Below are 13,732 nucleotides of genomic sequence, written 5' to 3' on the forward strand. Positions count from 1 at the left end.
CGATTATCTGTCAGCCATTTTCATTTTCAATTGCTTGACTAAATTCGAATAGAGATAGAAATCCTCTCTTTGTATCAAAAGGAAACTGCGATAATTCGAACTTGTCACTTTCTTATATAAATAGATTTTGATAATAAGGCTTAAAATATAAGTTGCCGTAGTCGCTACGGCTGCCCCTACCACACCGTAAATAGGTATCAAATAGATGTTCAAACCGACGTTGAATAAAACGTTGAAGAGTGAAACATACATGTTCACCTCAGGTTTTCCACGTCCGGCGATATCATTTGATAAGAGCCTGTCAATCGATAATGCCGCTACTCCAGGGATGAGCCATTTCAATAGGCCTGAACTTTTTTCATATTGTGCCCCGAATAATAAATCGATCACCCAATCGGCAAAGAAAAAAACACCAATAGTCAACAACAGCACAAAGACTAAAAAGTTTCTCGTCAGTATCGATGTAACGCGATTGCGGTCTTCTTCGTCATCAACTGATGCGATCCTGGGAAGCAGGACCGTCGATAGTGATTGCGATAAAATCGAGATCCGCTCTCCGATGTTGACGGCTGTCACATAAACTCCTACTGCTGCAGGGTTCAGAAAGTAACCTAACAAAAGAAGATCAATTCGATAGTTTAAAAAAGACATCACGTTACTTATATGTGCTTTCAATCCAAACAAGACTGACTTTTTGAAGTATGCAAGATTGAAAACCCCTTTTTCATACCTGAAGCCGAATTTGGCATAGAGTATATAAACAATTGAAACTGTCGTGATCAAATGCCCTAGAATAAAGGCGACGACAGCTCCAGTGAGTCCATAATCCAACACAATGATGAATAGGCTAACAAAAAACAAAGTACCTAATTGCGTAATGATCAATATCGTGTTGAACACACCGAATTGCTGTAATCCCTGGAATACGGTCTGAAAATAGATATTCAAAAACATGAATGGCAATGCGATCAAGCTTAATAACAAAAATGTTGTTGATGCTTCTTCAAAAAATTGATCTGAAAAAAAGAGCGCAATCACCATTCCGATCAGAATCGAAACAAAACTTAAGAAAATACCAATATATAAATTGTTCTTTACTGCTGAATCAACATCGATCTCGTCACGGCTCACATAATAGATCGTCGATGTATTAACCCCAAGATTTAAAAACGTCATTAACAACTGGGGCAATAAGATAACGAGTGTATACTGACCTTGTCCGGATGGGCCAAGAAATCTTGCGAGTACGATCAATAGCAACATCCCAAGAAGGATACTGGTGAATTGTCGTGTAATCGTGATGAAACTGTTTTTCGCAAAGCTATTCCTAGCCTTCATGTTGATGGTTTCCTCCTAATAGGCTTAGCTGCTTGGAAAATTCAGCATAATTTCTCTCAGCATTATAATTCTCATCCCACATTTCATAGGCATATTTACTCACTGAATCATATTCAAGGTCCGACATAGCAGTAAACGCCTCGATTGCCTCCGCAATTTGCTCTGGTGAGGCATCCTTCTTCAATAGCTTTCCGTTCTGATCATTGACCAGTTCGGACGTACCTCCAACATCTGTTGCAACTACAGGGATCCCGCAACTGAACGCTTCCATGATTGAAACCGGGACTCCCTCGCTCGCACTCACGTTCATGAATAGATCAACCGGGGTCTGTTGATAGTACGCTCGAATTTGAGCATTATTCATAAACCCAAGAAACTCCCACTCCACATTAGATGGAAGTTTTTCTGCTGCAAGTTCATTAATCTGATCCCATAAAGGACCATTTCCTATATGTGTCCACTTCAATTTCAGCTTTGTTCGATTCAGCGCTTCAATGAGCAGATCCAGTCGTTTCACATCGACCATATAAGAGCACGTCACGATGTGCAGTTGCTCATCCTTATTTCGGGGATTGGTTTGCTCTCCCCCGACGGTTCCCAGTTTACTAATCGAAAGTTTAGTAGGAATTAAGTGAGGATATTGATTTTGTAAATAATTTTTCCCATCAGAGGAAATCGTGTAAAGCTTGTAAAGGTTCGTAATAGTCTTTCCTTGTAATGGAAGGTACGGAGGTTTATGTCTATAAGCGTATAGATCTCCTCCATGTGCTCTGGAAACACCCTTAATAGTTTCCCCAGATTTTTCTTTAAGCATTCCCAATGCTATAGCTGTAGGACTTAACCAATACGAGTAAAAAACACACTCTGACAGGTTTGTGTTGTTTTTCACATAATGACGTTCAAGTTGCTTTCGGATATTGACGGCCAGGCTCAACCAATTGACCAGCTTCAATACACCTTTCAGCCCATGGCGTCGAGCTGACACAAATTCTTCATTGAACCATTTCATAGCTTGAGGATCAGACAATACAGTTATCCTTCGTAAATATGTAAGAGCTTTTACTGAGGTCACGTTTCGTCTCAATGGTTTTACAAGAACGTTCTCAGGCACTTCTCTTTGTTCGTTTTCAGGTTTATAAGCAACTGGGGCTATAATGATTTTATTGAAATCCTTCTGCAGGTATTGAAGTTCCGTTTCAAAAAACTGCTCTCCGGGCAAGTATGGAAAGTTTTGTGTCAATACGATCAATGTTGAATTCATGTAAAATCCCTCTCTCTTCATTAGTTTAATTCTTAGCTCAATGTTCGGGTTTTTATACCAAAAAGGAAGCACTCTGTTACTCTTTTTGATTGATTTCCAAGAAGCGTCTTCGCTGTGGAGTTTATTTAGCTTGTATTACCTAGAGGCTTCACAAAATAATTTAAAAATGCCTGTACGAAAAATTTAGCGGACATGAGAGCCGTTATTTGTGTTAAAAAACCATAATTCCGTATGCTAGCGGACATGAGAGACCTTATGTGTGAATAAATCGACTGATTTTGTATGATAACCACAAAATAAGGTCCCTGGTGTCCGCTATTTTTATAATTATAGTCAAAATCGGATAAATAAGGTCTCCTGTGTCCGTTAACGGTTGTCCTTGAAAAAATGGAGTCCATACAAGTCGGCTTCCCTCCCCTATAAAGGGTAAATTCGCATAATAAAAAAGGAGCTGACCCAAAACCGGCAAGCTCCAAAACATTGGAAGCGCCAGGCTTAATGAGTCAACCCCTTATATAAACGTAACTATTGTCTACTTTTAATCACTTTACGATAAAACCTTAAAAATGGTTTATATCTGTCACTTACAAGGCCTACGGTTTCAGCAACTAGCTGAAATGCAATGAATAAACCGAATAAAATCAACAAAGACCCGATCAATGTTGTCTCAGTCACAAGTACTGCACAAACGCTGAAAATGATCCCGAACGCATAAATCACTAATACAGTATTCCTGTGCGATAAACCAAGAGCTAAAATACGATGATGCAGATGTGACTTATCTGGTGCTGAAATCGGCTTTTTATTGACAACCCGCCTTATGATGGCGAATGACGTATCAAAAATCGGTACCCCAAGGATGAGAATTGGAACGAGAAAACTGAACAAGGTCACACTTTTATATAGCCCTAAGAGCGATAGGATCGCAATCGCATATCCTAAGAACAGTGCTCCCGTGTCCCCCATGAATATCTTTGCTGGGTGAAAGTTGTAAAAGAGAAAACCGATGATACTTCCAATCAAAATCAAGGCTAAGGTCATAATCAGTCCCTTACCAGCAGCTCCTGCCATAAAGGCAATAGTTGCAATCCCAATTAAAGATATACCTGCTGCCAAGCCATCTAACCCATCAATCAGATTAATCGCATTCGTAATTGCGACAATCCAAAGTATTGAAATCGGATAGGACCACATTCCAAGTTCATAATTTTCTACTAGGAAAGGTACACTTAGGACATTTATGGTCAAGCCGGTTGATACGACAAGTGTTGCCGCGATCAATTGCCCCAAAAGTTTTACGATTGCTGATAATTCCAAAATATCATCAAGGATTCCTAAAACAATGATTAAAAAAGCCCCTATCAGAATACCGGTCATTTGCTCTTTATAGAGTCCTCCAGCAAAATATCCAGCAGTACACCCGATGAAAATCGCCAGTCCACCTAAACGCGGCATCACTTTTTGATGGACTTTCCGATTATTCGGTTTATCTGTTGCCCCTATTTTATGAGCGAGTTTTATGACGAATGGAGTAATGATCAGTACGGTTATAAATGATGTTATCAGTGCTATGATCATGTTCTGGTCCATAAACTGGATCTCCTTTTCAAAAAACATTCTAGGTAAGCGTATCACATACTTATTGAAAATCAATTCTTTATTCAGTAAAAATTGTAAAGATTATAATGCAAATTATTAAAACTAATTAAACATTTCGAAACACACTGATCGTTACTGACGTTATTCCCTATTTTTACAATTCACAATCCTTATTCTTTGATAGTTGAAACCGTTTGATGTAGGGAAAACCTTTTCCTTACCAAGTAAAGATTGGAAATAATTGAGGGCCTTAAAAAAGTGCAGAAAAAACATTCTGTCTCTCTACACTTTTAGTAATGAAAAAAATTAATGAGTACTGGTTGCTATCTTTTCTTTGAAGACCTTGAATAGAAACTTAGGGATTTCCAACATCCTTTTGAAACGCCACGGCTGACTCAGAAGTCTATATAACCACTCGACGTGGAGTTTCCTCAACAGGTGCGGAGCCCTGGTCACTTCACCGGATAATACATCGAAACTTCCTCCTACTCCCATAAAGATACCCTTCTGGAAGTGCGAAAAGTTTTCAAAAATCCATTTTTCTTGTCTCGGACAGCCTAAACCTACAAAAACCATATCCGGCTGAAGCTGTTTGATTTCATCACGGATCTTTTTGCTTTCATTATTCGAGAAATACCCATTCCGAAAACCAACTACACGTAAGCCTGGAAATCTGCTTTGCACGTTATTTACTGCTTTTTTCATAGTTGTTTCTTTCGCACCTATAAAGTAAACGGAATGGCCCTTCTTCCCAGCCATCTCAAGTAGTCCCATCATTGTTTCAAAACCAGTTACCCTCTCTGGAATAGGCCTCTTTAATAACTTGGAAGCGATGATGATCCCGATTCCATCTGGCGTAACATACGAACTCTGTTGAACAATCTGTTTAAATGATTCATCTTTAAGAGTTTGCATCACAATTTCCGGATTAGCTGTAATGACAAACTTCTTTTCTTTTCTTTTGACATGAGTGTGGAGAGTCTCTATGAATTGATCCTGTGTTGCTTTCACAAAAGGAACATCAAGAATCTCTACACTCTCTACACTCTGCTCATCTTGTATATTAATTTTCGCAGTATTTTGCATTTAACATCACCTAATTGTAACTTTTTGGCGTACTTACTCTAATTGTAATTATCGACAATTATGAATGATATGTAAAGATTTTAGCCGAAATTGTCACATACAAAAAATCTAACGTGTAATTTATCCCATGTTTTTTCCATAGGTTTTGTTTATATTGTTGATTTCTACGAATTCACTCCCTTTCCGCGGGTAAACAAAAAGGGTAAGCGACCCGATTAGTTACAAAGGTCACTGGAAAACTGACGAGGAGGCTGCCGTCGCCGCAGGAAGTTTGAAGTGATCCAAGTGACTGGTCGATGAGCTAGACATCACTGCCATGCCATTAACCCACTTCATGCTTACTTCGACGTTCACCAAACAGGACGTGGTGGTTTTTGTCGAAGATCCTTTTAAAAACTGTTGGGTCTCGCCTGGCTCGCTTTTCCCGCAGGAGTGGTAAAATTTCGCTTAAAATCAACAAAGTTTATTAACAAAGCCTTTCATAAAAAAAGAGCTGGCTCCAATCTTAAAAACCAGCCCTTTCATTTTATCTTGATACAGTAGGGTTTACTGAACCATATTGGGATTCAGGGATACGTACAGATTTGTTTTTTCTCTTAATATTGCCGACTATATATGATCCAAATGGTAATAGAGATATTGATTTAATAATCAGCATAGATAGTATGAGGCTTACAATGAACAACCCGATCACACGTGTACTTGTATGCTCAAAAAAGTTTGCTGTATAAGGACCAACATAACGCTGGACTTGCCAGTGCAATAAATAGATTCCAAATGAATAATTACTGATCGTATTTATAATTTTCGAGTTAGGAACGAATTTTCCAAACGTAAGAATCGCCAAACTACCTAAGATGACAAATGGGAATAAATCGAACCGTTTAGAATTAACACTTGTAAAACCGAATTTATAATTCATTGCGATGAAATACATAGCCATCAATAAGCCGGTTAGAATGTACCATTTATATTTTCTTGTGATTTCAATGACCTTGTTATAATGGCGTCCAATCAGATAGCCTGTAGTGAAATAACCAAACCAGGCTGTGAATGGCAGTTTCAAATAATGCCGGTTATCCTTTATGAACGCTAACTCCGAGTAATTCAAAAAGTGAAGGTGAGCAAACATAACGACATAACTGATCGGCAGCAGGATCTTCATCGGAATATTGAACTTAATGACTAAATAATGCAAGATATAAAATTGCAGAATGATCAATACAAAATATCCCTCAAACATACCGAACAAAACGTTATCAAGAACTTTATCCTTCAACTGGACCGTGCTGCTCAAATTGAACGTGACCAATGCATCAATAATGGCGAACGAAACAAAGGGAAAATAGATCCACTTTATTCGTTTACTGAAAAACCCCTCTCCCAAACGATCCGGATAACGGTTTGCCAAAATAATTTCTGATAAGACAATGAACGTTGGAGTAGCGTAACACAATAACAGTCGAGCCAAGTTATAAAATTCAGTGTGGGGATAGCCCACGGATATCCCTGTTTGAGTAGTACTATGAAGAAAGACAATACTCAAGCAAGCAACAAAGCGTAATAGGTTCCATTCCTTTATCATTTTTATCACCTACGAACTAAAATCGTATTTGTCGAATTTTGTCGAATTACCATCGTACTAGGACACTTTATCAAAATTATTTTAGCATCGCAACGCAATATCCAAATCATAACGAAATCTTCACAAAGTCAAATCTTTTACGAGGATGCTCCCTGCTTATCCAAAGTACTTACTTAAACAAAAGGCTTTGTTAAAGAATGATGTTGATTTCTTCGAAATTCACTCCCTTTCCGCGGGCGAACCGTGAGCCTCCTCACGAACTTGTACAGTTCGTTGCGGGGTCTCACCAGGCTCGCTGTTCCCACAGAAGTGTCGTGAATTTCGTGTAAAATCAACAGCGAAGATTAACAAAGCCAAACAAAAAAGAACCTTGACTACGACTTAGTCAAGGTTCTTTTTTTCAAATTGTAGCTGTTTTCAGCTCAGCATTCTTTTTGGTTACTACTTCTCTATACTTTTTCTTCTCTTTTTTAGACATTTTTTTATATTTCTTTAGAAATTCTTCATATTTCGGTAACACTTCATCCACCGGACCGAATTCTTTTACGGTTCCAAATTCCAGCCACAGGATCTTTTCACAGAACTTTTTCATTTGGCCAATTGAGTGGCTGACAAAAATCATTGTTTTCCCTTTAGCTTTGAATTCCTTCATTTTTTCCAGTGATTTTTCCGCAAACGCTTTATCTCCTACAGATAATGCCTCATCAATAATTAAGATGTCAGGGTCGATATTTACAGAAATCGCAAATCCTAAACGTGATTTCATTCCGCTCGAATAGGATTTTACTGGTTGATCAATAAATTTCTCTAATTCGGCAAACTCAATGATATCTTCTTCCATTTTTTGAATTTCTTTTTTGGAAAATCCAAGCATAAGACATTTGAGTTCAATATTTTCTCTACCAGTCAGATCACCTTTCAAACCTGAAGCAACCGCAATTAATGCTGCTTGACCATTCAACGTCACAGAACCAGTTGTTTCCGGGACGATCCCCGCAATGATGTTTGACAATGTCGATTTTCCAGAACCGTTGATCCCGACAAACCCTACAACATCACCTTTGACAGCTTCAAAATCCACATGATTTAAAGCATAAAAATCTTCACCATAGCTTTTAGGTGTAAGCAAATCCAATATTTTCTCTGAAGACTTCTTATATAATTTGTATTTTTTCGAAACGTCTTTAACGATAATCGCTTTTTCCATATTGATTCCTCTCATCTATAGAAAGTCGATGAAATGCCTTCTGAATTTCACATGTATTGTCGCACCAATGAAAAGGAGCAGACCAGTTATAGCCCAGAAATACAACGTATATTCCCAGTTTTCAATAAAGTACCAGCCTAATCCGAAGAATCCGGCTCGATACCCTTCAATTAAATAATACAGCGGATTGATCTTCATAACCAACTGTATAAACGCATTATCGATATTTGAAACCTGCCACAAAATCGGTGATAGATAGAGCAGCATACGTAGTGTTGCTTGTAAAAACATTTGCACATCTCTAATGATGGTTGCAAGTGTTGATGTCACTAATGCTAGTGCAAAGATAAACATGAACGTTGCAAAAATAAAGTAGATGAATTGTAAATAATAAATATTTATCGGAAAACCTGAAAATTGCATGACGAAGATTGTAATGACACCTAAAGCAGCATGAATATAAAATTGTGAAAAAATAATATAGTTAGGAATGACACTCATTGGAAAGTTCATCTTTGAGAGCATTCTCAGCCTTGTATAAATCGATTTAGAGCCTTTTATTGTGGACTGATAGAAAAAGAACCAGATAATGATTCCAGCAAGCATCCACTGCAGAAAAGGAACCTCCAACCCGTTTTCCAGTGTAATATCCGCTCTCTGTCTTATACCATATCCAAATACAAACCAATAAATTGCTACTTGGATAAGCGGATTGATGAGCTCCCATGCCATACCTAAATAGTTATTGCTATTTGAGCTTTTCAATTCATATAAAGATAATCTTCTAACCAAATAGAAGTGATCAATCTGTTCTTTAATCACAGTGATTACGGATTTCATACTTTAGTCCTTCCTGTGTATCTTTTAAATGATAAATACTTCTCAAATTATACTTTCATACTTTTTAAAACACAACAAATGATACATAATTGTAGAGATGTTGTAAACTCAGATCCCGGTGCTCCGCGTGCCAATTAGTAGTTCGTACATATTTACAGAAATTTAACCGCACCTTTACAAAAAAATATAAAATCTGCAAGGTTAGAAAGGTACAATTACTAAACAGTTAAGAGTTAATATTTCAACATGACTCTTAACTCGAAGATTGATTTAGGCGAAACTCACGACACTCCTGCGGGAACAGCGAGCCAGGCGAGACCCCGAAACGAGGTGCGAGCGAGGAGGCTTGCAGTTCGCCCGCGGAAAGGGAGTGAATTTCGCAGAAAGCAATATTTTTAGTTAATAAAACAGGCCGTCGAACAAATTCGACAGCCAGACGATAGACGTAAGTATTTATGATTTATTTCCTAAACACTTCATCTACAACTCTCTTCGAAGATTCCCCAGATTCTAAATAACAAAACTTCTTGTAAAACTCTTCCGTAGTTTCAGATGGTATGAAACCATTCTCGTCTATAAACTTGATTTCTTCAATGATTTCTTCAGTCGTTTGTGTTAAAGGACCAGGTGCTTTTTCTTCAAAATCGAAATAGAACCCTCTCAAGTTGTCTCTATAATCCTCGATATCATACACAAAGAACAGCATTGGTCTTTTTAGGTTCGCATAATCGAAAAAGACGGATGAATAGTCTGTTATCAGAATGTCCGATATCAAGTACAATTCTCTGATGTCTTCATGAAATGAGAAATCATACACAAAGTCTTCATAACCGGACAAATCCAGGTTTTCAGCTACAAGATAATGCATCCTTAACAAAACAATGTATTCGTCCCCAAGTTCCTCTCTGATCTTATCCAAATCAAGCTGAAGATCGAACTTGTATTTCCCTTTGGCATAAAACTGATTATCCCGCCATGTAGGAGCATACAGAATGATTTTTTTATCCTTTGGAAGATGCATACTTTCTTTTAACTGATTGATGTTTTCCAGATCATTACAGTTAATTAGAAAATCATTCCGAGGATAACCCGATTCAATCATGGTTTTATCAAATGCAAATGCTCTTCCGAATATTTCTGTCGAATAAGCGTTGGGAGACACTAAATAATCCCAATTGCTTGCTTCTCTCAAGAAATTTTCTTTATATTTTGTCGTATTGGTTCCGGGCATATGGACCTCATCCATATCAGCAGCAAGTCTTTTCAATGGTGTACCATGCCATGTTTGCAGATAGATTGTATGCTTTGGTTTAGGAATCCAGAGCGGTAATCTACTATTTGAAACCCAGTATTTAGCTCTTGTCATCAATAATAACCAACTAACAGAAAACCTTCTTACATGTTTCACATCTTTATTTGCAAAGAATTTCAAATGCCTTCTATCGACACTCCAATACATTTTATACTCAGGATGGTTTTCCAACATATATTCATAAATAGCCCTTGGGCTGTCACTATACTGTTTTCCTAGAAAGCTCTCGAACATAACCAACTTCTGATCAGCCGGCATGATTCTTCCTAAAAGATAGAAGACAACCTTGTACATTTTTTTCAAGTAGTCGCTTCTTCTAATTTTCACCCATTTGGATTTAATATTGGTTAGTGTCTCTTTGACTACATTATAATCTACAACATTTACTGAAAAATACTTTGATTTCTTTGTAACGCCACAATATATTTTTTTCTTTTTACCATTAATCGATAGGATAGATCTGTCTGGAATCGTTGTCTCATGCGATAATCGCACTCTTATGCTCCTGATTGTTTCAGTCCTGCCTTCATGTTCATACTCAAGTTCCAAGAAAAATTTGAAGCTTTTTTTATTGTTACCATTGATATATCTTTTGACATCAAAAGATCCTTCAAAACCGATTTCTTTAAATGCAAGATGGTTTGTGTATTTAGAATAGAGATCTGGGCGGGCTATGCGTTTTACATCAATGGACTTTTCCTCTTCACCATTATTGTTGATTACCAGCTTTAATCCTGTGATGTTATATCCTCCGACTAAATGGAATGGTGGATAGTTGAAAAAGCCAGATATTGAAAATTCTCCTGAATTCGTCAATTGGATATCATCAAATACTGCAAATAGAGTGTATTGATTAAATCTGAAGGAAAGATTCCCTTCTTTCGTAGTAAATGGATAAAACATTTTTTGATTTTCCCCAGTGACAATAGCCAATATCCTCATATGCTCAAAATTACTTTTGATTCTCCTTTTTTTCAATCCATTGTGAGTTTCGCGTATGATATATAAATCCCAGATATCATCCTCAGATGGTTTAAAAGCATCGAAAGGGATCTCGATTTCATATATGGTAAATTCATTTAATGAATCTTTACTTAATGAAGTCAAAACGATTTCCTCGTCATTTTGCCTATTAGACAGGATAAAATGCATTTGAGCTACATCAACCATGAAAGAATTCTTTACCGGTATGTCGATTTTATAGATTTTATCTTCTAAATCGAGATTCAAGATCTTAATATTTTCCAAATCATGTTGTTCCATATTTTTGCTTTTGCCCCTCTCTCTTGACATTATACGATATTATATGTTGTAAACTGTTGATTTTCAAATGGAGATTTTCGCCAGTCATAAACTATTGATTAATACGAAAACTTTAGGAAGAATAAATTTTATCAGCTTTGCAAAGGGAATCTTTTACAATTAAAGTTGAAAATCGTGAAACCAAAACTTATTTGTATCTTCAACATAATACAGAGTCTATTCAGATTTTTATTGATGGAGATTTGATAGGCTTTTTTTTATGCCTTAAGTCCCGAGGGAAATATTCATACCATGAATTGACACATGTGGTACACTCACATTATAATTGATAGGTTAATTGGTAAATATTATTAATTGATCATTGTTTGTTGTAAATTTTCTCTAAAAAGTTTCAACTATATATTTACGTGGTATTAATAATTCGAAGTATTGTTAATAGAATGTAAACCCTATGTTACAGTCTCGCAAATTTGTTATATTAATATATACAATGTGAACGTAACAATTATTTAAGTCTTTATATCTAGTAAATCTTTAGGAGGACACTAAAATGAAAAAAGTTTTAACATACGGTACGTTTGACTTGCTCCATAATGGCCATATAAATTTACTTCGTCGCGCTAAAGAATTGGGAGATCACTTGACAGTAGCTGTTTCTACTGATGAATTTAATGCACTTAAGGACAAAAAAGCATATCACAATTACGAAAATCGAAAAGTGATTCTAGAATCGATTCGTTATGTTGATAAAGTGATTCCAGAAAACCATTGGGACCAAAAAATTCAGGATGTCATTGACAATGATATTGATGTTTTCGTAATGGGAGATGATTGGGAAGGTAAATTCGATTTCCTAAAAGAATATACTGAAGTAGTATACCTCCCTCGAACAGTCGGCATCTCAACAAGCAAGATTAAAAAAGATTTGCTATTAGTCAATAATGGTTAGAGAATTATTAATTGGAACATATTTGATGATCTTCAAACTGTTATTTAATATGTTCCAACTATTTCCCCAAAGGAAAAAGACAACCCTAGTTGCTTCTTTTGGGGATAATATTTTTTTTGTAGCCGACGAATTATCAAAAACACAAGATCATGAAATTATTATTCTAAAACATCCAAAATGCCCGATTAATTTCGACAATATAAAAAAATCTAAAGTATACTCTTTTGAATGTATAAACCTATTTCATTGGATCATTTCTATCTATCATCTAAGTACCTCTAAGATGGTGTTTGTAGATAATTATTACGGGTTTTTATCTGTTGCGAATTTCAAGCCGAATGTAAAATGTGTTCAGCTCTGGCATGCAGCTGGCGCAATAAAGAAGTTTGGTCTTATGGACCCCTCGATGAAAAGCAGACCTGATTCTGCAAAGAAAAGAATCGAAAGTGTCTATAAACGTCATACCCAAATAGCTGTTGGATCTGAAAGGATGGCAAATATCATTCACGAAAGCTTCGGTGTAGATGATGAAGCTATCATGAGGACCGGTGTTCCAAGAACTGACTTTTTCTATGATGAGGAACAAAAGAAATCTGTAATAGAACAATTAAAAATTGAATTTCCTATCATCAATTCAAAAAAAGTTATTCTATACGCACCTACTTTCAGAGATGGGGAATTTAATCTCTCAAATATCCGTTTGGACCTTCAATCTATGCATGATGAATTGAAGGATGATTATGTAGTGTTCTTACGTATACATCCTGCTGTAAATTTTAGTCTAGCTAATGATTTTTCAGGCTTTGTATATGATGTTTCCGATTATTATTCAGTCAATCATTTATTATTAATAACCGATCAACTCATTACTGATTATTCATCCATTCCTTTTGAATTTTCATTACTTGGAAAGCCGATCATCTTTTTTATGTATGACTTAAAGGATTACAAAAGGGATCGAGGAATTTGGAAAGAATTCGAAAAAGATATACCTGGACCAATCGTTGAAGATACAGGTGAAATCATATCCATGATCAAAGAAAATAACTTTGATAGAAATTCCGTAAAAAAATTTGCTGAGGTATGGAATCAATACTCTAAAGGGAATTCAAGCGAATCCTGTATCAAAGAATTGTATCAATAAATAATGTTTAATAGTTTAAGAATTGTTAAAACTAAACTTGAAGATAGTATTGATATATCATTTTTTATAGGATAAACTTTTTAAAGTTGGTAGATTTTTTAGAGACCACCATTGCGGTCTCTTTTTATTATCTGGGCTTTGATTTTAA

General features: G+C 36.3%; 10 protein-coding genes. 2 read left to right on the forward strand and 8 right to left on the reverse strand.

Translation table 11 applies throughout. The features are described 5' to 3' along the window. Positions 1 to 3 precede the first annotated feature (3 nt). The 8 genes from KOL94_RS13845 to KOL94_RS13880 form a co-directional block, all read right to left on the reverse strand. The gene (locus KOL94_RS13845) at positions 4 to 1,338 is read right to left on the reverse strand and encodes a flippase (RefSeq protein ID WP_221566990.1); all 1,335 of its coding nucleotides are present in this window, start codon (positions 1,336 to 1,338) and stop codon (positions 4 to 6) included. Beyond that, positions 1,328 to 2,599 (reverse strand): glycosyltransferase, encoded by a 1,272-nt coding sequence (locus KOL94_RS13850; protein WP_221566991.1) that lies wholly within the window; start codon positions 2,597 to 2,599, stop codon positions 1,328 to 1,330. Before KOL94_RS13850 ends, KOL94_RS13845 begins: the two co-directional genes overlap by 11 nt. A gap of 525 nt (positions 2,600 to 3,124) precedes the next feature. Beyond that, positions 3,125 to 4,189, reverse strand: coding sequence for a glycosyltransferase family 4 protein (locus KOL94_RS13855; RefSeq protein WP_221566992.1), 1,065 nt, complete (start codon positions 4,187 to 4,189; stop codon positions 3,125 to 3,127). A gap of 315 nt (positions 4,190 to 4,504) precedes the next feature. After that, positions 4,505 to 5,284, reverse strand: coding sequence for a WecB/TagA/CpsF family glycosyltransferase (locus tag KOL94_RS13860; protein WP_221566993.1), 780 nt, complete (start codon positions 5,282 to 5,284; stop codon positions 4,505 to 4,507). A 526-nt stretch (positions 5,285 to 5,810) separates the two neighbouring features. Continuing rightward, positions 5,811 to 6,869, reverse strand: coding sequence for an acyltransferase family protein (locus KOL94_RS13865; RefSeq protein ID WP_260412317.1), 1,059 nt, complete (start codon positions 6,867 to 6,869; stop codon positions 5,811 to 5,813). 400 nt (positions 6,870 to 7,269) lie between these two features. Next, positions 7,270 to 8,076 (reverse strand): teichoic acids export ABC transporter ATP-binding subunit TagH, encoded by an 807-nt coding sequence (tagH, locus tag KOL94_RS13870; RefSeq protein WP_221566995.1) that lies wholly within the window; start codon positions 8,074 to 8,076, stop codon positions 7,270 to 7,272. Positions 8,077 to 8,091: 15 nt separating this feature from the next. Then, positions 8,092 to 8,916, reverse strand: a complete 825-nt coding sequence (locus KOL94_RS13875; RefSeq protein ID WP_221566996.1) for an ABC transporter permease — start codon at positions 8,914 to 8,916, stop codon at positions 8,092 to 8,094. A 460-nt stretch (positions 8,917 to 9,376) separates the two neighbouring features. After that, positions 9,377 to 11,491 (reverse strand): CDP-glycerol glycerophosphotransferase family protein, encoded by a 2,115-nt coding sequence (locus tag KOL94_RS13880; protein ID WP_221566997.1) that lies wholly within the window; start codon positions 11,489 to 11,491, stop codon positions 9,377 to 9,379. A gap of 550 nt (positions 11,492 to 12,041) precedes the next feature. Between KOL94_RS13880 and tagD the strand changes: the two genes are divergently transcribed. Next, entirely contained in the window at positions 12,042 to 12,440 is a 399-nt protein-coding gene (gene tagD / locus KOL94_RS13885; protein WP_221566998.1) for a glycerol-3-phosphate cytidylyltransferase, read from the forward strand. 49 nt (positions 12,441 to 12,489) lie between these two features. Continuing rightward, on the forward strand, positions 12,490 to 13,584 hold the full coding sequence (locus KOL94_RS13890) for a CDP-glycerol glycerophosphotransferase family protein (protein ID WP_260412450.1): 1,095 nt from the start codon (positions 12,490 to 12,492) through the stop codon (positions 13,582 to 13,584). Positions 13,585 to 13,732: the final 148 nt, after the last annotated feature.

It is taken from the genome of Alkalihalobacillus sp. TS-13 (assembly GCF_019720915.1).
Taxonomy (GTDB): domain Bacteria; phylum Bacillota; class Bacilli; order Bacillales; family Fictibacillaceae; genus Pseudalkalibacillus.